This window comes from Bifidobacterium margollesii (assembly GCF_002860355.1).
Classification (GTDB): domain Bacteria; phylum Actinomycetota; class Actinomycetes; order Actinomycetales; family Bifidobacteriaceae; genus Galliscardovia; species Galliscardovia margollesii.
In genome coordinates this window covers 66,589-88,013 of the sequence record NZ_NMWU01000024.1, presented here as the reverse complement: position 1 = coordinate 88,013, position 21,425 = coordinate 66,589, and the positions used below count along the sequence as shown (strand labels likewise).

Here is a 21,425-nt window from a genome sequence, read left to right as displayed (position 1 = left end):
ATGACGTGCCGGGATTGTAGGCTGTAAGGCATGTCTTTAACTATCGGAATCGTCGGACTGCCGAACGTCGGCAAGTCCACCATGTTCAACGCACTGACCCGCAACAACGTGCTCGCCGAAAACTACCCGTTCGCCACCATTGAGCCGAACACCGGCATCGTGCCGCTGCCGGACAACCGTCTTCCCGTGCTCGCCAAGCTCGTGCACACCGAGAAGATCGTGCCCGCCACCGTCACCTTCGTGGACATCGCCGGCATCGTCAAGGGCGCTTCGGAGGGCGAAGGTCTGGGCAACAAGTTCCTCGCCAACATTCGTGAGGCCGACGCGATCTGCGAGGTCGTGCGCGCCTTCGAGGACGATGACATCGTGCATGTCAACGGCAGGGTGGATCCGGCCGACGACATCGACACCATCAACACCGAGCTGATTCTCGCCGACATGCAGACCATCGAGAACGCGCTGCCGAAGCTGGAGAAGGATCTGCGAGGCAAGAAGATCGAGCCGGCGTATCTCGAGGCTGTGAAGAAGGCCAAGGAGATCCTCGAAGGCGGGGAGACCATCGACCATGCGGCCGCAGCCGGCAGGATCGACAAGGCGGACATCTACGATCTGCATCTGATGACGGCCAAGCCGTTCATCTACGTGTTCAACGTGGACGACGACGAGCTTGCCAACGAGGATCTGAAGAAGAAGCTCGCCGACTCCGTGGCCCCGGCGCCCGCCGTGTTCCTCAACGCCCAGTTCGAGGCCGATCTCACCGAGCTTGACGAGGCGGACGCCCGCGAGATGCTCGCCGATGCCGGGCTTTCCGAATCCGGTCTGGACCAGCTGGCCCGCGTCGGATTCGACATTCTCGGACTGCAGACGTTCCTCACCGCCGGCGAGAAGGAGGTGCGAGCCTGGCAGATCCACAAGGGCTACACCGCCCCGCAGGCAGCCGGCGTGATCCACACGGACTTCGAAAAGGGGTTCATCAAGGCCGATATCGTCTCCTACGACGATTTCGTCGCGGCCGACGGCTCCATGGCCACCATCAAGGAGGAGGGCAAGCTCCGTCAGGAGGGCCGCGACTACGTGATGCAGGACGGCGACATCGTCGAGTTCAAGTTCTCCCCAACGTCTAAGAAGTGATTGTCGGGTAGCGCTGAGGGCCTTGGGATCATTATGGTTCCAAGGCCCTTGTCTATACTGATGGCAGTTGTTCGCGCGAAGGGCGTGGCGGCAGACCCGGTTTGGTCGAGATCGTCGGAGGAGTGATGATGACGAGTTACGTGTTGCGTCTGTACGATGATCCGCTGATGCAATTCGACGCTGCATACGGCGAGGGTCTGTTGGCGGGCAAGATTGAGGCACGTATCCGTTGGTTCGATGAGTCGAAGCGGACGTTGCTGCCGTTCCCGTTGGCCCCTCAGCCGGATGACGCGAAGTTGACGACGTGGCTGGAGCGGCGCACGATTCCGAAGAACCGCGAGTTCGCCGCGCAGATCCTCGCGCAGGCCGGATTGAACATCTCGGATACGCTGGGCATCATCGACCTGTGCAAGGGGTTGTCGGTCAACGATTCGTTCTGGGTGGAACATGACGACGAGAACCTGAAGTTCGCGGACATCAACCTGTATGACAATCCATTGGACGAGGCGCTCGCCGTCGTGGCCTACACCGGGTACACGTCGAGCGAGAAACATGCGATAGGTCTGTCGAGCGAGTGGACGACGGATGGCCAGTTTCCGAAGGCGTGGCGGCATGCGGAACGCGGACTGGAATTGTGGAAGGCCGGTTCCGAAGGGTATGCGAACGCCGGGCTGGAGCCGTACTCCGAGTACCTCGCCTCGCAGCTCGCGCGCAGGCTCAGCGTGAACGCGGTCGAGTACCGCATCGCCCGGTGGAAGGGCAAACTGGCTTCGGTGTGCGGCTCGATGAACACGAAGGACGTGTCGTTCGTGCCGTTCTATGCGGCGACGCAGCTGGCGTCGTTCCCGGAGATTCTCGCCGCCGCGCGCGCCGTGTCCGAGGAGTCGTTCGCGGCGATGCGCACGATGCTCGCGTTCGACGCGCTCATCGTCAATCAGGACCGCCACGCCAACAACCACGGGTTCCTGCGCGACAACCATACCGGCCGGATTCTCGGCCCGGCCCCGTTGTTCGACCACAACATGTCCCTGTTCAAGAACGACATGCGTTCCGACTGGGAGCATGGCGCATGGACGCCGAAGGTGCTGGAGGAGCGTCAGCCGTCGAACTCGCGCATGACGTTCCGCGACCAGTGCGCGGCCATCATGGGCGCCAGCCAGCATGAGATGCTGCGTAGGGCATTGGACGTCACGTTGGAGAACGACCCGGCGCATCCAATGGAGCATGGTCGCATCGAAGCGCTGAATGACTACCTGCACGCGGCCGCGCGTTCTCTGCTCGACCTGCCGGTGGTCGACGAATCGCGATTGTCCGATCAGCTTGATGCATTGCGACCGGCAATCAAGAACGCCCCCGTCATCCTCAACGAACAACTGCTGCGGTAAGGCAAGTCGGGTTGAGTTCACAAGTTCAACGTCACGAAATAGAGGGCAACAGCCGCGTAAAACGGCGGGTTTCCAACGTTTCCGACTTTCCGAAGCGTGTGGAATCCGCCGTTTTCCGATGTTTGGGGAATAACCGATTGCGCTTGGTGTCTGGCCGTTTGCGACACGGATAGGGGCGCGGTCGTCGTTTGGCTACTGCTTGCAGAGGTTGATGATGTGCAGGGCGATCCGGGCCTGTTCCTTGCGTCGGAACTGGAGGACGACGACTCGTCTCGTCCCGTTGCGCGAGACGGTCAGGAGTCTGCCGGACAGCTGGGCCGAGGTGACGTCCGAGTAGTAGGTCACGTCGGTGCTGCGGAGGAACAGGCCGCGATCCTCTTCGATACGGTTCGAGTACAGGCGGAACGTGCCGCCGTCGAGCAGCACGGCGTCGGGATCGGGGAACGGGTCGTCGTCGAATCCGGTCATGATGATTCATCCTTGTCTGTTGGTTTCCTGCGTGGCCTGCCTCCGTCGACGTCTCGGCTGGGCCGCTCATGGCCTGCTGACGCCATGGCCGGTCTCCTCGGCGGATCACCGGCTTCTTACGGCGATGACGATGGCGACGGGCAGTACGGATGCGAATGCGAGACACATGATCGTGATGACGCCGTATAGAATCAGCGGGGAATAATTGCCCTCCACCACGTACCGGTTTGGGTCGGCCGGATCATACCGGATCGTTACGGCCTCTCCCTCCTCGTACTGCGGAGGGGACGACGCCACCGAGTATCGCTGCTCGTAGATCTTCCCGGATGCGCCGTATCGGAACACCGGTGTCCAGCTGTCCGAGGAATCATCATCGGACGGGTCGGCCGGATTGAAGATCAGCTGCGTCACCGTACCGTCGGTGATTTCGGTGCAGTCCCTTAGCAAGTTTATTTCGCTGATCAGGGCTCCGGCGCTCGGCACCAGCAGGGCCGCTCCGACGATGGTGAACAATCCGCAGAATACAGCCCACGACCATCTGCTCCAGAACCCGCGGTTGTTTCCGATGTTACGGATGGGTCGCTGATCGGTGCCATAGGACGATTCGATGCCGTAGGGTGATTCGGGAGTTCCGTGAATATCCGATGCCATGATTCCTGCCTTCCGCGGGCTTCTGCGATACCGCATGCAGGCGACCGCTGACGTTGCGGAGCATTATGATTTCAAGCGTATCAAAGGATTGCCATACGGTATTGCGCGCCGCGCATTTCCGAAAGATTGTTGGCGCATATGGTTGGCGCAGATGGCTGACATAGGTGGTTGGTGCGGATGATTGATACATTGGAGGGTGATCCGCCCAGCCGGGCCGGACGTTTACGGAGAAGGGAGCCGTGATCATGGAGCAGCCGATCATGACCGACGAACCGTTCCTGCGCAGGCCTTCCGTACCGGCCACGCAGGATGATCTGCCGGTGGCCGATGATCTGAGGGATACGCTTGGGGCCCATGCGCATGAATGCGTGGGCATGGCGGCGAACATGATCGGCGTTTCCAAACGGATCATCGTCTTCGCTGACGAGCTGACCGGCCGCAGCATGGTGATGTTCAACCCCGAAATCGTGGCCAAGGCGGAACCGTATGCGGCGAGCGAGGGATGCCTGTCATTGAAGGGGGAGAGGCCTGCGACCCGGTATCGTCGCGTCACGGTCACGTACCGCGACCGGCGTTGGCGTGAACGCACCGCACGGTTCGACGGTTTCACCGCGCAGATCATCCAGCATGAGATCGATCATTGCGACGGCCGGCTGATCTGATGGCGGATACGGTGGCACGGGCGGATACGGTGGAACATTCGGTCCGGCAGAACATTCGATTCGACGGACGCGGGGGGAGGGTTTACCATGACCGTTATGGAAGGCAACGAATGCGATGGACGGCTTGCGATGAACGATGTGACGAGTGATACGGCGAACGGCACGACGGGACGGCGGACGTATCGGCTTCCGGAAGGATTCGAGCGCTGTTCGAAACTCCGCCCGGTGATCGAGGCGAAGACCGCGCTCGACCGGGTCAAGGTCATCGTGGACATCCTCTATTCGCCGGGCGGATGCCCGTGGGATGGCAGACAGACGAACCGGTCGCTACTTAAGCATCTGTTGGAGGAGACCTACGAGTACGTCGACGCGGTGGAGACGGGCGACCGGGACAACATGCGCGAGGAGCTGGGCGACGTGCTTCTGCAAACCGTGTTCCAGGCGCGCTTGTGTGAGGCCGATGACGCTGATCCCTTTGACATCGATGAAGTGGCCGATCGGCTGGTCGACAAGTTCATCACCCGGCATCCGCATGTATTCGCGCCGGACGACGCCGAAGCCGGCGCATCGGACGACGATTCGCCCCAGGAGGTGCTCACCCTGTGGGAGCGGATGAAGCAGCGGGAGAAGCATCGCCATTCCGTGCTCGACGGCATATCGCATGCGCAGGGTGCGCTTCCCCGGGCGGCGAAGGTGGCGTCGCGCATCGAGAAATCGGCTCACGCGCAGGAACTCTTCGAAGCGTTCGACGCCGCGACGTCCGATCGTGACGACAACACCGAGGCCGATGTCTATGCGGACGGAATCCTCGCCATCGTCCGGCGTGCCCAATCGGATGGCATCGACATCGAATCCGCATTGCGCAATCGACTGCGCGAGGTCGAGGCTGCGGTCGCCGCACGGGAGGAGACGATATCGTCCGACACAAACGAACGGACCGGTGGGAGATAGTCCCGCGAACCGATGGGGTCGGTGTGGAAAGGTTGGAATCATGGCTGAAGACATGGCCGATGACGTAACTGCGGTGATCGTCGGCGCCGACCGACGTGAGACGCTGGTCGCCGCAGTGGAATCGGTATTGCGGCAAACGGTACGGCCTGCGAAGATCATCGTGGTCGGCGACGAACCGTATGACGGCGAGGCGCATGAGTCCGAATCATATGACGCAGAATCGTTGCCGCGGCCGGAAATCAACGTGATCAAGCGTGATCGCGCCGGCATATCCGCTGCACGGAACAAGGCGATCGCCTCAGCCGATACGCCATACGTGCTGATGCTCGACGATGCCGATCGGCTGCTTCCCGATTTCCTCGCCGAAACCCTGCCGTTGCTACGCTCAGACGGCACCGTCATCGCCGTCTCCGGATGGCTCAAATGCTTCGGCGTGCTCGACTGCGTGGTACGGCCGACCGGGGGAACACTGCCTGACTTCCTGCCGCGCAACTGCTGCCCGGCCACCTGCCTGTTCCGACGTGAATCATGGCGTGGCTGCGGCGGCTACGATGAAACCCTAACCGCCGAAACCCTGACCGGTGAAGCTGCGGACTGGGATTTCTTCCTCAGACTGCTGGAGAACGGGCAGTTGAAGAACGATCCGTTGGAAGACTGTGAGTGTGATCCGCGAATCGTCGTGGTCAGTAAGCCGTTGGTCAACCATTTCACGACCTCGTCCGACTCCGGTGTCGTCGCTCTGAAGAAGCGTTCGCATATGCTGGGACAGATCCTCGAACGGCATCGTACGGCATACGTCGAGAACATGGAACACGCCGTATTGGCACTCGACTCGCTGGCGGGCGAACGACTACGCCTCTGGGAGAACGCCGTGCAGACCCATCCCGAACTGCGGCAGCATTCAATACCCACCCGTGAGTTCCTGGAGCACCCGACGTATGGCGACGGCGGCATGGAAGCGGCCGGTCGAATCAACCGGGCCCGCTGCTCCGCTCCCTTCTACGAGGCCGAGCGGACATCAGCCGTTCCGGAGTTCACCAAATGGCCGACCTCCTGAGCGTCTGGCCCGCAGCTCACTCATGCTTGGCGGCTGGGCCGCTCACGGCGAGCGCAACAGCGCGAATGTCGTCGGGTGTGGTGCGGCAGCATCCGCCGATCAGCGAGGCGCCGGCCTCCACCCATCGCGGGGCGAGACCGGCGAGACTCAGCCCGGTGGGATGCGGTGTCCATGTTTTCGTCTCGGGATGATAGACGTCACCGTTGTTCGGATAGACGATGATCGGCTTGTCCGTCGACTCGTGAAGCCGGTGAACCGCATCCTCGGCCATGTCCAGCGGCACGCAGTTGATGCCGACCGCGCCGATCTGCGATGCCTGCGCGATTTCGGCGGCAACGCCCAGATCCGTGCCGTCGCACAGGTGCTCGGCGTCACGCAGACTGAACGACATCCACGCCTGCATGTCGGGAAACTCCTCGGCCAGCAGACCAGTCAACGCGCGAATCTCGGAGATGTTCGGCATGGTTTCGAACGCGAACAGATCCACGCCCGCGTCGGCGAGCGCTCGCATGCGCGGCCGGTGGAAGTCCCGGTATTCGCTGTCGGTGAGCTCGTAGTCGCCCGTGTATTCGCTGCCGTCCGCCAGAAACGCGCCGTATGGGCCGATGCTGCCCGCGATCAGCAGCGGTCGATCCGCGGCCGGCGTCGCGGATGGCATCGAGGTTGGCGGTGAGGTTGGCGGCGCGGGCGGCAGTGGGGGCGATGGTGGTGCCGTGCGTTCCTCGGTCGGTTTGCGGCCGCACGGTTCGGCAGTCTTGTCGCAGTGCGTCCGTAGGCGCTGCGCCCGCCGGTATTCGTCCCGTGCGGCGGTCGCCTCCTCGGCGGCCCGCGCGACGAGTCGTTCGGCGTCGGCTTGGCTCAGGCCCAGTCGTTCGAATGCCGGGACGTTGGCCTGATACGTGTCGGTGGTCGCGATGTTCGCTCCCGCTTCGAAGTAGCTCAGGTGCACATCGTGGATGGCCTGCGGATGGTCGATCAGCGCGGTGGCCGACCAGAGTGCGTTCGCCGTGTTCACGCCGCGCTTCTCCAGTTCGGTGGCCATCGCCCCGTCCACGATCAGCGGAGACTGCGCGGCGAGGGCGACGCCGATCGCATCATTGTAGGGAGTATGGTTCATGGTCATATCTCGATCATTGCTTTCATTGCGGGGCGGATCGATTCCGACTGTAGTCTGTTTTTCGATGAGGGAGATCAGGGTTGAGCCGAGATTCATCCGATTGCGATGGATTACGGTGAGAAAACCCCGAAATGCGGTCTAATCCATCGGATTCCGGCTTCCGCGATATTGAAACCATTGCAATCATGCGGTTTCTGAGTTTCATAGGTTTCGTCTACGATGGACCAGCCTGCGTTTCGCATGAAATGCGGTCTAGTCCATTGAAGGCGGGCTGTGAGCTTACAGCGGCGGACGCACGGCATTAACCGTGCGCCTCAGAACAGACGCAGCGGGGTGTCGTGGCGGAGAGGGGCCGTCAGTCGGCGGCCGGTTTCAGGGGATTCGGCTGTCGGCAGCGGGGCGACCTCGTGGAAGCGCAGTCGTCGGGAGAGGTCGGTGCCGCGCTCGCAAACCGGTTCCAGCAGGGTGTTGCCGTCGATCCCGGGGTCCAGCCATGCGGAGTCCATGTCCGCCGGTATCAGCATGGGCATGCGGTCGTGTATGGTGGCCGGACCGTCCACGGCCTCGCAGGTGATGATCGTGGCGGTCAGCAGCCACGGGGATCCGGCGTTCGGCCTCCACCATGAGTACAGGCCGGCCATCGACAATGGTGCATCATCGGCGGCATGGAAGTAGAACGGACGTCGACCATGCCACTCGTAGTATCCGGAGGCGGGGATGATCGCCCGCATCGATATCGTGGAATCCGCGAACGTGGGTTTGACGCCCGCCGACTCCACTCGGGCATTGTAGGTAGGGTACGTCAGATCGGCGGTGGCGCTCCACCGGGGGACGAGCGACCATCGTGCGCCGGTCAGACGCTTCCGCCCGTCTTGGCCCTGAGCCACAAGGGCAATGGTGTGGTTCGGCGCGATATTATAGGACGGTTGCGGCAGCGCGTCGACGTTCACATCCTCGTCGTCTACGCCGAATTGGTCGGCGATGGCGTTCCAATCCAGATCGAGCGCGAATCTTCTGCACATGATGACGATGGTCGCCTGTCGAGGATTCCTGCGACGTCAATCGCCGGTGACGGCGTTGACGATGCCGGAGACGATGGACATGATGAGCGAGCCGAGCACCGCCCACAGGAAGCCATGGATGATCACGCCCACGTCGAACAGCGACATGGCCAGCCAGGAGGCGAGCTCCATGAACAGCCAGTTGAGCACCAGTGCGAACAGGCCGAAGCTCAGCAGGGAGATCGGCAAGGCGATGAGCTGGACGATCGGCTTGATGGAGGCGTTGAACAGCGCCAGAAACAGGGCGAACGCGGCGATGCCGAGAATCGGTGGCTCTCCAACCGCCTCCATGCCGGGCAGCAGCGCCACCATCACGCCAGCCGCGATCGTCAATACCAGCCATCGGGAAAGAAAACGACTCATGCTTCCGATTATGCCACCAACGGTAGGTCTCATCCGTGAGACCGGTGGGCGGCAAACGCAGCGTGAACGCGTCGCCTGATCCGGATCCGCAAGCATAGAATGATCCATGCATGCCGTCATGGAGCATGCGGAAAGGAATCGATCGGTCATGTCACTGAGTCTTGGACAGCGTATCGCCACCAAACGCGAATTCAGGGAGAACATGCGGCGCCTCGGATTGGATGCCGACGACATCGGCCGTGCGTTCGGCGTTGACGGCTCCACCATCGAAACCATCATCGACCTGAAATCCGGTGTGCTTGAATACCCGTGGATCGTCCGCGGCTACCTGATCGACGTCGCCCGTGAGCGCGGAGTCGAACTCACGCCGTTCACCGCGCTCAAAGGCGATCCGCACGACTACTGGTTCCTTGACGGAGCCGTGATCGACGCCAACGTGCTGCACGACTGATCGGCCGGCCGTAAGATCAGAGCCGCGACGGTGAACCGTATCCGGTCGTCCGCGAATCGAATTCGGCAATCCACGGCCGCACACGGGTTTCTTCTATACTTTGTACGGTTATGACGGTTTCGTACGGATATGACGATCATGCGGATACGCCGGTTCGGCAGCCGAACCGTACGACATGGGATTTTCGAGAAAGAGGACGGGCCGTTGGCTGACGTGAGACGGGAGATGGAGCGGCTCAGACCGGTCTACGAGACGGGAGTGCTCCGTCTGCTGCTTCGGCAGAACTCGATGATCTACGTGGCGCTGCTGAAATCATCATTCGATCCGCTGACCGGCGAAATGCCGAGGGAGACGCTCGAGGAGCGGTTCGCTCAAAGTCTGGTCGGACTGATCGACTCCGGCGACTACGTGCTCAGGGACGACGAGACGGTGACGGACGCCGCGCATCGGATCCTCGTCGAGCTTTCCCGCGAGGGCGACGGCGATTACGCGTGGCTGGCGAACTCGCTGGACGCCTCCTCCCACCGATTCCTGTACCGTCTCACCGCGAGGGCGCATCGGGCCATCGAAGCGCTGAACCGTCTTGAAGACGACACCAGAACGCTGTCCGGCGCACAGGCCAACAGCATCATCATGGAGATCGAGCACGCGCGGATGAGACTGACCGCAGACCCGGCCGAACGCATCGACCTGCTCACCCGGGAGATCGACGCGCGACAGCGGGAGATCGACCGCATCCGCAGCGGTGAAGACCATCGTCAACTCGGCGAACAGCAGGTGGAGGACATCATCGCCGTGGTGCACAACACCCTACGCGGCGTGCCCATCGATCTGCGTGAACTCGCGTTGACCGAGCGGGACAACGGCGACATGCTGCGTCGGCGCATGCAGTCCGGTTCCATGACGGTGGACGAGATCCTCACCGCCTACCACGACGAATACCGCCGATCGTTCAAGGAATCGGACAGTGGCCGACGATTCGAAGACGCATTCCAGGTGATCGTGACCGACGAGGGGCGGCAGCAGATCGACGAGGCGATCCGAGACATCGCCAGAACCCCGTATCTCACCGCTGAGCCGAACGCGCTGCTCAATCAGGTCAAAGCCGAACTGGCCCGCATTTATGACGGCATCGAAGACGTTCGACGGCAGATGCGCATCTCCGACGAGGCGGTCAGCCGACTCGTCCGGCAGCAGACCGACACCCGGTACCGTACGATGCTCGGACGGCTCAACCGTCTGTTCGTCAAGCTCAACGCCGAAGCGAAGGAAAACCCCGACGACCCCGCCACGCCATACGGCACCGATGTGGGAGCGGTACGCCTGTCGGGACTGCCGACCAGGCCGGCGAAGACCATGGTGCGCGCCACGCCTCCCGAACTGCCCGACCATGACGATGCAAATCGCGTCGAAACCCCGGACCTGCACTCCATGATCGAAGTGGGCGGGCCGCGACTGCGACGCATGGTCTCGCTGATTCGCCGCCGTCCATGCATGAGCGGAAACCGGGTGGACATGGCCGCCAGCTTCAACCGTCTGCCGGCAGGGGAGCGCCGCGAAAGCGAGATCATCGGGTTCCTCGGCGCCCTGCACGCCGAACCGACGCAATCAAGCGAAACAAGGCCAAACGTCGACCGTGGAACCAACGACGAAACCGAATCCGATGCCGAAACCGTCGCATGGCACTGCACGTCGCTGGACGGCACCGCGCGCATCTGGCGCACCGCGCCGCTGCTCGCCACCATGGAGGAACTCGACGCCATCGAACAGGAAGGATGACATGACCGACGACACGAACGCCCTGTTCGAGGGTGATCTGAGCGACATGACCGCCGACGCGCGCATGGTCGCCATCGCCCTCAAACGCGACCGATACATCAACGGGGATCTCTACGACATCGCTCAGGACAATCTCGAGGCCGTCACCCGTTCGCTGAACAACGACCTGCTGCGCCCCGTGACCGACACGCGATACCGCATCATGTACGCCACGCCGGTGGGAGAGCCCGGCATGAGCCTGCGCTCGCTGAAAACCCGGGTCAGCCTCACGCGCGAGGAGGCCGCACTGCTGGCGTTCCTGCGCATCCGCGTGCTCGAATACGAGAACGTGCACGTCGAACGCGGCCACTGGCTGGTGAGCTTCGAGGAGATCCGCGCCGCGATGACCACCGGAGCCGGATACCTCGCCGGCAGGAACGACGAGGAAGGCGTGATGAGGAAGCTCTCGATCACGGTGTCCTCCATCATGACCTACGGATACCTCGAAAAAATCGACGAGAACGAAGGCATGTACCGCATCACCGCGCTCGTGCCCGTGGTGCTCGGCCGCGAACTGGCCGACTCATGGCTGGGAACGCAGGCCGTGGACGATGAGCGAACAACCAATGCCGTGGAACAGGCCGAACGGAAGCTGGAGGATACCGACCGATGAGACAGGAGATGCAGATCGTCGCCGACCGGTGGATGCTGGAAAGCCGACGAATCGTCAACTGGGGAACCTACGACGGATACCACGAATTCAAGCCATCCGTAGACGCCCGAATGCCGGTCACCCTGCTCGCCGGCGCCAGCGAATCAGGCAAATCCACGCTGGTGGACGCGCAGATCTCGCTGCTGTACCCCACCGGTACGCCGTTCAACAAAGCGTCGAACGCCGGTCGATCCGAACGCAACGACTACACGTATCTGCGCGGCATGCTGGGCGTGAGCGACATCGGAGACGGCGACGAACCACTGTATCTGCGCGGTCGCGATGCGGACGGCACCCCGCAGGCCGTGTGGGGTGCGATCGTGGACACTTATATGAACCGCAACGGCGGTGAACGACTCTCCTGTGGCAAGTTCCTGTACTGCGGCGCGGGCGACCAGCGCGGCGAGCTGAAACGCCAGTACGTCGCATGGAACCAGCCGATCGACCCCAGAATCATGGACGTCCACCGCGGCGCACCCTTCACCGCATCCCAGCTGAAGGACGCGTATCCGGGATGCCAGACCTTCCCCAACGCCGAAGCGTTCCACGCGCACATCTGGAACGTCATGGGACTGAGCGCCGAAGCCTGCCGACTGCTTCACCGAATCCAATCCGCCGACGCGCCCTCGAAACTGGACGACATCTTCAAACAGGGCGTGCTCGGCGTCCCCGAAGCACTCGAACTGGCCCAAGCCACGGTGGACGACTACGAGCGGTACGACGAAAACTTCCGAAGCATGGAGGAGAAGGCCCGGAAGATCGAACTGCTCACCGACGTGCGGAACGCCTACGAACGCTTCAAGAAAGCACGGAGCCTCGTCCGAAGCCTCGACCCGGTGAACCCGGATACCGAACCGGGCATCGCCGCCATCCGCGCATGGACGATGAACCGGCTGACGGCCGAAGTGCGCGAAGCATTGCCGGCGGAGGAAAACGAACGGAAGAACACCGCACAGCAACTCGACCAGGCGAAGCTCAGGGCCGAGGAGGTCCAACGTCGCATCGACGAGATCGGCATGCAGCTGCAAGGGCTCGACGGCGGCGACCTGACACGCCTCGAAACCAGCCTCGCCCAAGCGAAACGCGACGTCGACGAAATCCGCCAGCGCCGCCGGCGACTGCAGGAACGGTTCGACTCCATCGGCAAGGACATGCCGAACAGCGAATCCGACTGGGACGACGTTCGACGGCAGGCCGCCGCGGACGAACGGAACTACGCGGCACGACTCGAGGAACTCGAACACGAACGCGACGCCATCGTCGGCGAGCGAGGAGAAACCGAAAAAACCCTCGCCCTGCTGAAGCGGGATAGTGAACGCCAGCGGACCCGGCACACCCGCATCTCGCAGTCGATGGACGAGTCACGCGCCCTGCTGGCCCGCGCCACCGGTCTGAAACCCGAAGAGCTGCCGTATGTCGCCGAGCTGATGGATGTCCGCGAGGAAGACGAACAGTGGCGCACCGCCATGAACGTGGCCTACGGTCAGATCGCCGGAACGATTCTCGTGGACCGTCGGCATGAACACGGATTCGCCCGGAAGGTCAGTGCCATCGATCCCGGTCTCATGACACGCAGGACGTGGACGTTCGTCGACACCGACCTCACCCATGCGGATGGGGGTTCTCGGCGCGGCACGACGGAGGGCGGAGATGCAATGCTCTCCGACAAGCTCAGATACCGGGAAGACTCCCCGTTCCGCGACTGGGTGGTGGAGCAGACGCGGTCGAAACGCTTCGACGCACGGTGCGTGGACCACATCGACGACGCGGATCGCGGACGGCAGGTCCAGCGCGACGGGCAGCTCAAATCCGCGGACCGTGGATACCACGGCACGAAAGGGCTGCGCGCGATCATCGGATTCGTGAACGACACGTACCTCGACGAGCTCCAGCATCGCATCGACAAGGTCGAAACCCGGCTGAACGACTGCAACAGCCGGTATCGCCTCATTCGCGAGCGCATCCGTCGGCTGCAGTCCGAACACGAACTGGCCGACAGACTGGACTACACGACATGGGAGGAGATCAACGAGGCCGGCGCTCGCGATCGGGTGCGAGGGATCGAGGATCGGATGGAGGCCATGAGGAACGATCCCGAGATGACCCGCCTTTCCGGGATGAGGGATGATCTCGTCGCCGAGCGGGATGAGGCGAACCGTCGGGTGAACCGGCTTGAGACCGCTTTGGACGGTATCGTCAGGGCGACCGGCGCGTTCCGGTCATGGTTGGACGATCATGCCCGGGACGGTGCCGAAGCTGATGGGGATGGATCACCGTCGATTCCCGCATCCGTGACGGAGTCGATGGTGCAGGCGTATGAGCGTGGCTTCGCCGGTGTGATGCGCGCTTCGGACAGGCCGCACGTCATAGTTGGCGTGAACGGGGCTTCGGAGGGTGTTTTCGCTTCGAGGATCATCGACGTCGTATGCGATGAGGTGCGGCTTCGCTGCGCGGATCTGGCTCGACGCTCCGATGAGGCGAAGGCCGCGGTGGAACTGCGCATGGCCTCCTACCGGGAGCGGTATGCGAGCTACGACGATGCCTTGACGGCCGGGATCGGGGACTACGGTTTCTATCGTGATGAACTGGACGGATTGTCGAAGCTGACCGCCGCGGATGCCACGGATGCCGAATACGACAATTGTCTCGACAAGCTGCTGATGGATTTCACGCAGCTCAATCGTGCGATCGACACCGATGCGCATGACATCGACGATCAATTGGAGCGCATCAATGCCATGCTTCGCGGGCAGACGTTCGGGCCTCGGCATGGCAGTCTTTCGCTGCACGCCGACGTGAGAAGGCCGGAACCGGCGTTCATGGGGCAGCTCAAGCGCATGATGACGAGGCTGCGCGCATGGGGTGGTGTCGCTGAATCCGGATCGCGGGACGATGCGCGTCGGCTCTTCTCCTCCTGCGCGCCCATGATCGAACGGCTGAGGCAGGAGCTTGCCCAGGTGCGCGATTCCAACGGCATCAGAAGCTACGGCGCCAGAAACCTCGATCCGAGGTGCCGTTCGTCGTTCTATGCGATCGTGCATCATGCCGAAGGCCCCGACGAGCGTATCTCCTCCACGGGAGGCAAGTCCGGCGGCGCCCTGCAGGAGCTCACCTCGTTCGTCTACGGCGCGGCGTTGATCTACCTGCTTGGCGGTGGCATGAGCGGCCAGCCCACCTACGCCACGTTGTTCCTCGACGAGGCGCTGATCAAGGCCGACGGGCGGTACACGCAGCGTGCGCTGTCCGTGCTGCCGAGGCTTGGCTTCCAGGTCATCGTCTCGGCGCCGGAAAGCAAGACGGCCGAGATTCTCGAAGTGGCGACCAAGGCCTACGTGGCCTATCGCGATCTCGACACCGGCAGATCCTTCCTCCGGGAGGCGGCGCTGGATGGGACGGATGCCGTCGACGGCGACTAGCGTCGACGGCTCGGCCGCCCGCCATTCATGAATGCGGCGATACGGCGAGTCACGGCCCGGGGGAGCAGCCGCTCGGCCAGTGCGCCAGCCACGGTGGTCGGACCATGATAGGCGAGCGTGCGTCCGCGCATCATCGCACGGTAGGCGTATTCGGCCAGCTGCCGGGCCGTGGCGGGTTTGGTCAGCGTGAAGAAATTGACGCCCGACATGTGCGCCGCGGCGGCGAACCCCGTGCTCGTCGGCCCCGGGCACACGCAGGTGACGCTCACCCCGGAGCCGCGCAGCTCGTGCGACACCGCTTCGGAGAACGATCGCACGTACGCCTTGGAGGCGAAATAGGTGGCCATATGCGGTCCGGCCATCATCGCGGCCACCGATGAGATGTTGAGAATGCGGCCGCCGCCGGCCCCACGCATGTCACGGCCGTACCGGTACGTCAGTTCGGTCAGTGCGCCCACGTTGAGCCGCAGCATCTCATCGAACCGTTCCCGGCTCATATCCAGAAAGTCCGACCATTCGGCGAACCCGGCGTTGTTGACCAGATACCGCACGTCGATTCCTCGGTCCGTGGTGAACCGGTGCAGACGTCGGGGCGCGTCGTCCTCGCTCAGATCGATCGCTACCGTCAGCACGCGGACTCCGTGGTCGTGTTCGAGCCGCCGTGCGATCCGTGTCAGTCGATCCTGATTGCGCGCCGTGATCACCAGATCACGCCCGTGCCGTGCGAACAGTTCCGCCAATTCCCTTCCGATGCCGCTGGATGCGCCGGTGATCAATGCGTATGCCATGATCTCCACTGTACGACGACACGCCGCGGATGTGTACGACGGATGAAATGATCGCTCTTCGGCGTGGCTTCCCGCCCGACTGCGCTAGCGTAGTGCGCTGTGAGTGAGAAGAAAGGCTTTCAGATCACGCCTGGCGTGGCGCGTGCGATGCTGGTGGTGAACGCGGCCGTATGGGGTTCCGGCTATACGATCCTCAAGGTCATTCAGGCGACCATCACCACCCAGTGGATGATGGGCATCCGCATGTTGTTCGCGGCCCTGCTGCTGGGCCTGATCTCCCTGCCGAAGCTTCGCCGCATCGATCTTCGTCGATACGTCATTCCCTGCATCGCGCTGGCCATCACCTACTGGTTGGGATTCATGTTTCAGCTCAAGGGTCTCGAAGGCATGCCCCCCGGGCGCAACTCGTTCCTCGTCGACACGTATTGCGTGATGGTGCCGTTCCTGATCTGGGCCATCACGAAACGTCGTCCCGGATGGCAGCATATCGTCGCGGCGTTCGTATGCATCGTCGGTCTGGGCTTCGTGTCGCTCAGCGGCACTGGCGGGGCGGAGCTGTTTCAGGTCAGCTTCTCCGACGGCATCACCATTCTCTCCGCGGTGTTCTACGCATCGAATCTGGTGATCGTCGGCATGCTGGGCAAGAGCCACGACGCCGTGGGGCTGATCTTCCTGGAGTTCGTGTTCTGCACGGTGCTGTTCATCGGCGGCGCGTTCCTCACCGAAGGCGCTCCTCAGGCGTCGTGGGCCACGCCTGAGATCATCGCCGGCTTCGCCTATCTGGTGATCGGCTCCACGATCATCGGTCAGATGTTCCAGACCATCGCCGTGCAGAAGGTGCCCACCTCGCAGGCGTCGATCATCCTGAGCACCGAATGCATCTTCGGCGTGCTGGCGTCCATGGTGTTCTACGGGGAGCGGCTGACCTCCCATACCGTCATCGGATTCGCCCTGATCTTCGCCGCGATTCTGCTTTCGGAGCTTCAACTGCCGAAACGCAGGCTGAAGGTCAGTTCCCGAACAGATTCCTGACGTGTCCGGCAAGATCGGTCAGACCGGTGTCCGCAAGACCGCTGGCCGTGTCGGTCAGACCGGTGACCGCGTCGCTCAATCCGCCAGCCGCACCGTTCAGCGCGTCCGTCGCCTGCGCCGCGGAATCCGTCAATCCCGAGGAAACGCCCTCAACCGCCTGCTGCGCCGCGTCGGAAGCCTGAGGAATGGCATCCATCGCCTGACCTTCAAGACCCTGCAGCGACTCGGCTGCCTGAGGCACGGCATTCGCCGCCAGATCCTGCACGTTCTGCAGGGAATCCGCAGCGTTGCCGGTCACCTGACCCACCAGATCCTGCACCTGCGGTACGGCGTCCATGGCCTGCGACAGATGATCCTGCGCCATGCCGGTCGCTCCAGACAGCACGTCGGAAAGCGCACCCTTCGCAAAATCGAACAATCCCATGTCATCCCCCTTGGCTGGTAGTCGCTGTTCCTGTCCACATTACCGGAAGACGAAGCCGGTACGCTCCCGATGTGCCGGGGGCTGAATGCCCGCGGAGTAAAGTGCTACCGGAAAGGTAAGGTGGAAATACCCGTGCAGCAGTTCTTCATCGTTCTCGATCAGCTCATCGGTTTCGCCGTCATGCTGGCGATCGGATTCATCTGCATCAAAACCCGCGTCTACGGGGAGAAGGCGCTTGAGGGCATGTGCCAGCTGATTCTCAAGGTCGGCATTCCGACGCTGGTGTTCGCCAACGCGGTTTCGGGCACCACCAGGGCCGATCTGATCGACTCCTTCGCCGTCATCATCATGACCGTCGTCATGTATGCGCTGCTCATCACGCTGTTCTGGCTGCTGGCGAAGGTGATGCGACTGCCGGGCGAACGCGGGAGGATCTTTCAAGGCGGCTTCGTCTTCGGCAACGCGGGCTTCATCGGACTGCCTCTGGTGCTGGCGCTGTTCCCCGGCAAGGGCGCATTGTACTTCGCGCTGATGTCGGTGGTCGACCAGTGTCTGCTGTGGACGTACGGCGTGTGGATCACCAGGCCGAAGGCGAACCGTGTCAGCCGCGCGGATGAACGGCCGGCGGCCTCGTGGGGGCGCAGACTCCTGAGCTTCGTCAGTCCGGCGCTCGTGGCGGTGTTCGCCGCGCTGGCGCTGATCATCGCGGGCGTTCCCGTTCCCGAGCAGGTGCTCAGTCCGCTGCACACGGTCGGCGCGGTTTCCACGCCGCTGTCGATGATCTACATCGGCGGTCTGTTCGCGCTCCGCGACTGGACCGGCATCCTGCGGCGATACGAGCTGTACGTCGGCATCGCCGTGAAGATGCTCCTGTTCCCGATCCTGTTCTACAACCTGTTCACCGTGGTGCCGCCGATGCTTGGACTGGGCGTCATCGCGCCCGACATGGTGCATACGATGACGCTGATATCCGGGTTGCCGACGATGACCGCGCTGGTGATGTTCGCCGAACGGGAGCGGAACATGCCCGAATACGCCATCGGCCTGGTGCTGATCACCACGCTGGCCAGCCTGTTCACCCTCACCGCGGTGTCGTACGTGGTGTTCTGAAACAGTCACTCGAGGCTGAACCCGGTCTTGCCGTTGCGTGAATTCTTCGCAGGAACGTCGCAATGTCTTCGGTTTCGCCGTACGACTGCCGTTACCGTGGGAACAGTCATGCGGCGTCGGAGCCGCGGGAAGGACCCTTCGGGTCGATGATCGATGGAACGAGGAGCGTCATCCATGGGAATGCCTTTGGATCTGTATGTGATACGACACGGTGAATCGGAAGCGAACGTGATCGTGGAGGCCGGTCAGCAGGGCGACGATTCGCTGTACACGCAGGACAACGTCACCGTGCCCGACCGTTCGTGGCGGCTGACTGCCACCGGGCGCAAGCAGGCCGACTGCATCGGCAGGTGGCTGGTGTCGCAGCAGCAGCTGTTCGACAGGTATCTCGTGTCGCCCTACGTGCGCACCAGGGAGACCGCGGCCACGATGGCGCTGCCCAAGGCCAAGTGGGAGGAGACCCGTGTGCTGCGCGAACGCTCATGGGGTGAGATCAGCACCGTCACCCAGCAGGTGTTCCGCGACAACTATCCGCGCAACTGGATGTTCAAGCGCACCGACCCGCTGTACTGGCGCCCCCCGGCAGGTGAATCCATCGCCGACGTGGCGGAGGATCGCGTGCATAATCTGCTCACCTCCCTCAACCGCAGGGCCGAGGCCGAATCGGTGGTGGCCGTCTCCCATGGGGATTTCATGCTGGCGCTGATGCTCACGCTGGAGGACATCTCCGACGAGGAGTTCCTGCGCAGATCCGATTCGGATGAATGGCGAATCACCAACTGCACCTGCTTCCACTACTCCAGGCGGGATCCGAACACCGGACGCACCTCGTCCCGGGTGCGTTGGGAGCAGACCGCAAGGCCCGTGCTCAATCAGGAGAACGGGCGCTGGGAGGTCAAGGTGGACGAGTGGAGGGAGTTCCAGAAGCCGCTGCTGAGCAATGGGGATCTGGTGGACGTGGTGCATTCCGTGGACCCGCATCTGGCTCAGTTCGCCAGATGAGCCAACCGGATCCACCAATCCATGCGGATCCATGCGGATCCATGCAGACGGTTCGCATAGCTCGTATGATCCGAATGCCTTTGCGGTGCGTTCCGGTGACATCGGTCTGCTCCGCATGGTGGTTTGTTCCCTGATGGGGTATAGTGGTTTAGTTTGCGTAGATTACGCGATTCGATGAGATGAAAGATCACTGTGCCCCTAAAGAAAACTAGAACTTTGAATACCTCTTTGCATGCCGCCGATGGATTCGCGGCCGATGACGATGTCAACACCTCCGATGGCGCGGAGGACAACGCCCCCACGTTCGCGCAGCTGGGCGTGCCCGGACCGCTGGTCCGTGCCTTGGCTCGCGACGGCAAGAAAACCGCTTTCCCTATTCAGGCAGACACGCTGCCCGATTCCCTGGCCGGCCGAGATGTGCTTGGTCGCGGACGAACCGGCTCCGGCAAGACCCTGGCGTTCTCGATTCCGCTGGTGGCTCGCCTCGCCCAGTCCCGCAGGCGAGTGAGCGCCGAGAGGACGCCGCATCCGCGCGGCATGGTGCTGGCACCCACCCGTGAACTGGCGAATCAGATCAACGAGGTGCTCGCCCCTCTGGCCCAGGCCTACGGCATGACGACCGCCACCATCTACGGTGGCGTGAAGCAAAGCCGTCAGGAGCGTGAGCTGCGTGCCGGCGCGGAGATCATCGTGGCCTGCCCCGGACGTTTGGAGGATCTGCTCGGCCAGCATGTGCTTTCGCTGGAATCCGTGGAGGTCGCCGTGCTTGACGAGGCCGACGAAATGGCCGACATGGGATTCCTGCCGGCGGTTGACCGTCTGCTGGCGCAGATCTCGTTCGAATCGCAGTGCATGCTGTTCTCGGCCACGCTCGACCACGGCATCGACGCTCTGGTGAAGAAGTTCCTGGACGATCCCAAGGAGCATGCCGTCGATTCCGCCACCGCCAGCGTCGACGAGATGACCCACCATGTGTTCGAAACCACCCGCGCCGACAAGCACGAGCTGGTGCGGACGCTGGCCTCCGGAACCGGCAAGAGGATCCTGTTCACCCGCACCAAGTTCCAGGCGAAGAAGCTTGCCGCGAACCTGACGAAGAACGGCATCCCGGCGGCCGAACTGCACGGCAACCTCAGCCAGAACCAGCGTGACCGCAACCTCGCGGCCTTCGAATCCGGCGAGGTGCGTGTGATGGTGGCCACCGACGTGGCCGCGCGAGGCATCGACGTGAGCGGCGTGGAGCTCGTGGTGCAGGTGGAGCCTCCGGCGGATCCCAAGTCGTTCCTGCACCGTTCCGGTCGTACCGCCCGTGCCGGTCACGCCGGCGACGTGGTGACGCTCGTGCTGCCGGAGCAGCGCAGGGAGACCCGTACCATGCTTCGCCGTGCGCAGATCAAGGTGAAGCCGATCGCGGTGACCCATGATTCCCCCGAGGTGCTGGACCTGGTGGGGGAGCGCGCCGCGAAGGTCGACCACTGGGAGCTGGCGCCGCTGAAGCCGAAACGCTCCCCGTCCAGACGCTCCCAGACGAGGAACTCCGGCGAGGGGCGGGGCGATCGCTCCCGTCGTCGTGATTCCGGTAGGCCGGGCGAACGCGATCGCCGTTCCGAGAGGCATGGCGAATCGACGGGCAAGCGCATTCACCGCAAGCCGATCCGCGTGGTGCGCGACGAACGCGGTGAGGACGCCAAGCGTCACGAGCGTAGGATGAACGCCCGCCGGAACGCCGGCGTGGATCGTTCGCGTTCGGAGCGCAATCCCATGCAGCATCGGCGCAACAAGAGCCGTAGGCATTCGGCGCCGTTCCGCATGGGACGATAGAGCGGACGGCAGGACGACGGAGGCCCGGCATCGAACCATGCGGAACGATGCCGGGCCTCCTCCGT

At 62.9% G+C, this 21,425-nt stretch carries 20 protein-coding genes; 13 read left to right on the top strand and 7 right to left on the bottom strand.

All coding sequences use genetic code 11. From position 1 onward, the window contains the following. The first annotated feature begins 30 nt into the window (after positions 1-30). The gene (ychF, locus tag Uis1B_RS07225; RefSeq protein ID WP_101616932.1) at positions 31-1,131 is read left to right on the top strand and encodes a redox-regulated ATPase YchF; all 1,101 of its coding nucleotides are present in this window, start codon (positions 31-33) and stop codon (positions 1,129-1,131) included. Positions 1,132-1,256: 125 nt separating this feature from the next. Next, positions 1,257-2,516 carry a HipA family kinase gene (locus tag Uis1B_RS07220; RefSeq protein WP_243390303.1) on the top strand — a complete coding sequence of 420 codons (1,260 nt, stop codon included), beginning with the start codon at positions 1,257-1,259 and terminating at the stop codon, positions 2,514-2,516. Positions 2,517-2,708: 192 nt separating this feature from the next. Here Uis1B_RS07220 and Uis1B_RS07215 read toward each other — a convergent pair whose 3' ends face one another. After that, entirely contained in the window at positions 2,709-2,984 is a 276-nt protein-coding gene (locus Uis1B_RS07215; protein ID WP_101616928.1) for a hypothetical protein, read from the bottom strand. A gap of 105 nt (positions 2,985-3,089) precedes the next feature. Continuing rightward, entirely contained in the window at positions 3,090-3,635 is a 546-nt protein-coding gene (locus Uis1B_RS07210) for a DUF3592 domain-containing protein (RefSeq protein WP_165782786.1), read from the bottom strand. A 245-nt stretch (positions 3,636-3,880) separates the two neighbouring features. Here Uis1B_RS07210 and Uis1B_RS07205 point away from each other — a divergent pair, with 245 nt between their 5' ends. The 3 genes from Uis1B_RS07205 to Uis1B_RS07195 all read left to right on the top strand — a co-directional run bounded on the left by Uis1B_RS07205 (position 3,881) and on the right by Uis1B_RS07195 (position 6,305). Then, positions 3,881-4,297 carry a peptide deformylase gene (locus tag Uis1B_RS07205; RefSeq protein WP_101616974.1) on the top strand — a complete coding sequence of 139 codons (417 nt, stop codon included), beginning with the start codon at positions 3,881-3,883 and terminating at the stop codon, positions 4,295-4,297. 129 nt (positions 4,298-4,426) lie between these two features. After that, the gene (locus Uis1B_RS07200) at positions 4,427-5,248 is read left to right on the top strand and encodes a nucleoside triphosphate pyrophosphohydrolase (protein WP_101616972.1); all 822 of its coding nucleotides are present in this window, start codon (positions 4,427-4,429) and stop codon (positions 5,246-5,248) included. Positions 5,249-5,288: 40 nt separating this feature from the next. Next, positions 5,289-6,305 (top strand): glycosyltransferase family 2 protein, encoded by a 1,017-nt coding sequence (locus Uis1B_RS07195; RefSeq protein WP_165782785.1) that lies wholly within the window; start codon positions 5,289-5,291, stop codon positions 6,303-6,305. A gap of 16 nt (positions 6,306-6,321) precedes the next feature. Here the strand turns inward: Uis1B_RS07195 and mmuM are convergent, their stop codons facing one another. The 3 genes from mmuM to Uis1B_RS07180 form a co-directional block, all read right to left on the bottom strand. Beyond that, positions 6,322-7,428 (bottom strand): homocysteine S-methyltransferase, encoded by a 1,107-nt coding sequence (gene mmuM, locus Uis1B_RS07190; RefSeq protein WP_165782784.1) that lies wholly within the window; start codon positions 7,426-7,428, stop codon positions 6,322-6,324. A 308-nt stretch (positions 7,429-7,736) separates the two neighbouring features. Continuing rightward, the gene (locus Uis1B_RS07185; RefSeq protein WP_101616922.1) at positions 7,737-8,444 is read right to left on the bottom strand and encodes an SOS response-associated peptidase; all 708 of its coding nucleotides are present in this window, start codon (positions 8,442-8,444) and stop codon (positions 7,737-7,739) included. 36 nt (positions 8,445-8,480) lie between these two features. Beyond that, positions 8,481-8,846, bottom strand: a complete 366-nt coding sequence (locus Uis1B_RS07180; RefSeq protein ID WP_101616920.1) for a phage holin family protein — start codon at positions 8,844-8,846, stop codon at positions 8,481-8,483. A 148-nt stretch (positions 8,847-8,994) separates the two neighbouring features. On the opposite strand from Uis1B_RS07180, the gene Uis1B_RS07175 reads away from it, so the two are divergent. The 4 genes from Uis1B_RS07175 (at position 8,995) to Uis1B_RS07160 (ending at position 15,183) form a co-directional block, all read left to right on the top strand. Next, on the top strand, positions 8,995-9,297 hold the full coding sequence (locus Uis1B_RS07175) for a DUF2316 family protein (RefSeq protein WP_101616968.1): 303 nt from the start codon (positions 8,995-8,997) through the stop codon (positions 9,295-9,297). Between the two features lie 204 nt (positions 9,298-9,501). After that, the gene (locus tag Uis1B_RS07170) at positions 9,502-11,076 is read left to right on the top strand and encodes a DUF3375 domain-containing protein (RefSeq protein ID WP_207763393.1); all 1,575 of its coding nucleotides are present in this window, start codon (positions 9,502-9,504) and stop codon (positions 11,074-11,076) included. 1 nt (position 11,077) lies between these two features. Beyond that, the gene (locus tag Uis1B_RS07165) at positions 11,078-11,728 is read left to right on the top strand and encodes a DUF4194 domain-containing protein (RefSeq protein ID WP_243390302.1); all 651 of its coding nucleotides are present in this window, start codon (positions 11,078-11,080) and stop codon (positions 11,726-11,728) included. Continuing rightward, a complete protein-coding gene (locus Uis1B_RS07160; RefSeq protein ID WP_101616914.1) occupies positions 11,725-15,183 on the top strand; it encodes an ATP-binding protein in 3,459 nt (1,152 codons plus the stop codon). The genes Uis1B_RS07165 and Uis1B_RS07160 overlap by 4 nt, the downstream gene beginning before the upstream one ends. Here Uis1B_RS07160 and Uis1B_RS07155 read toward each other — a convergent pair. Beyond that, on the bottom strand, positions 15,180-15,971 hold the full coding sequence (locus Uis1B_RS07155; RefSeq protein WP_101616912.1) for an SDR family NAD(P)-dependent oxidoreductase: 792 nt from the start codon (positions 15,969-15,971) through the stop codon (positions 15,180-15,182). The two genes, Uis1B_RS07160 and Uis1B_RS07155, sit on opposite strands and share 4 nt — an antisense overlap. Positions 15,972-16,070: 99 nt before the next feature. Here Uis1B_RS07155 and Uis1B_RS07150 point away from each other — a divergent pair, with 99 nt between their 5' ends. Then, entirely contained in the window at positions 16,071-17,003 is a 933-nt protein-coding gene (locus tag Uis1B_RS07150) for a DMT family transporter (protein ID WP_243390301.1), read from the top strand. Here the strand turns inward: Uis1B_RS07150 and Uis1B_RS07145 are convergent. Continuing rightward, positions 16,981-17,427, bottom strand: a complete 447-nt coding sequence (locus Uis1B_RS07145; RefSeq protein ID WP_101616908.1) for a hypothetical protein — start codon at positions 17,425-17,427, stop codon at positions 16,981-16,983. The genes Uis1B_RS07150 and Uis1B_RS07145 overlap by 23 nt on opposite strands. Before the next feature lie 132 nt (positions 17,428-17,559). Here Uis1B_RS07145 and Uis1B_RS07140 point away from each other — a divergent pair, with 132 nt between their 5' ends. The 3 genes from Uis1B_RS07140 (at position 17,560) to Uis1B_RS07130 (ending at position 21,360) form a co-directional block, all read left to right on the top strand. Continuing rightward, positions 17,560-18,537, top strand: a complete 978-nt coding sequence (locus Uis1B_RS07140; protein ID WP_101616906.1) for an AEC family transporter — start codon at positions 17,560-17,562, stop codon at positions 18,535-18,537. Positions 18,538-18,711: 174 nt separating this feature from the next. Continuing rightward, positions 18,712-19,539: a histidine phosphatase family protein gene (locus tag Uis1B_RS07135; protein ID WP_101616904.1), complete on the top strand. Its 828-nt coding sequence runs from the start codon at positions 18,712-18,714 to the stop codon at positions 19,537-19,539. 216 nt (positions 19,540-19,755) lie between these two features. Further along, positions 19,756-21,360 (top strand): DEAD/DEAH box helicase, encoded by a 1,605-nt coding sequence (locus Uis1B_RS07130; protein WP_423734873.1) that lies wholly within the window; start codon positions 19,756-19,758, stop codon positions 21,358-21,360. The last annotated feature ends 65 nt before the right edge of the window (positions 21,361-21,425 follow it).

Bases quoted from the DNA above. Each gene is read 5' to 3' on its own strand.
- Uis1B_RS07180 (WP_101616920.1), bottom strand. From the start codon at position 8,846: ATGAGTCGTTTTCTTTCCCGATGGCTGGTATTGACGATCGCGGCTGGC.
- Uis1B_RS07215 (WP_101616928.1), bottom strand. From the start codon at position 2,984: ATGACCGGATTCGACGACGACCCGTTCCCCGATCCCGACGCCGTGCTG.
- Uis1B_RS07185 (WP_101616922.1), bottom strand. From the start codon at position 8,444: ATGTGCAGAAGATTCGCGCTCGATCTGGATTGGAACGCCATCGCCGAC.
- Uis1B_RS07145 (WP_101616908.1), bottom strand. From the start codon at position 17,427: ATGGGATTGTTCGATTTTGCGAAGGGTGCGCTTTCCGACGTGCTGTCT.
- Uis1B_RS07135 (WP_101616904.1), top strand. From the start codon at position 18,712: ATGGGAATGCCTTTGGATCTGTATGTGATACGACACGGTGAATCGGAA.
- Uis1B_RS07210 (WP_165782786.1), bottom strand. From the start codon at position 3,635: ATGGCATCGGATATTCACGGAACTCCCGAATCACCCTACGGCATCGAA.
- Uis1B_RS07165 (WP_243390302.1), top strand. From the start codon at position 11,078: ATGACCGACGACACGAACGCCCTGTTCGAGGGTGATCTGAGCGACATG.
- mmuM (WP_165782784.1), bottom strand. From the start codon at position 7,428: ATGACCATGAACCATACTCCCTACAATGATGCGATCGGCGTCGCCCTC.
- Uis1B_RS07200 (WP_101616972.1), top strand. From the start codon at position 4,427: ATGAACGATGTGACGAGTGATACGGCGAACGGCACGACGGGACGGCGG.
- ychF (WP_101616932.1), top strand. From the start codon at position 31: ATGTCTTTAACTATCGGAATCGTCGGACTGCCGAACGTCGGCAAGTCC.
- Uis1B_RS07195 (WP_165782785.1), top strand. From the start codon at position 5,289: ATGGCTGAAGACATGGCCGATGACGTAACTGCGGTGATCGTCGGCGCC.
- Uis1B_RS07220 (WP_243390303.1), top strand. From the start codon at position 1,257: ATGATGACGAGTTACGTGTTGCGTCTGTACGATGATCCGCTGATGCAA.
- Uis1B_RS07155 (WP_101616912.1), bottom strand. From the start codon at position 15,971: ATGGCATACGCATTGATCACCGGCGCATCCAGCGGCATCGGAAGGGAA.
- Uis1B_RS07205 (WP_101616974.1), top strand. From the start codon at position 3,881: ATGGAGCAGCCGATCATGACCGACGAACCGTTCCTGCGCAGGCCTTCC.
- Uis1B_RS07160 (WP_101616914.1), top strand. From the start codon at position 11,725: ATGAGACAGGAGATGCAGATCGTCGCCGACCGGTGGATGCTGGAAAGC.
- Uis1B_RS07175 (WP_101616968.1), top strand. From the start codon at position 8,995: ATGTCACTGAGTCTTGGACAGCGTATCGCCACCAAACGCGAATTCAGG.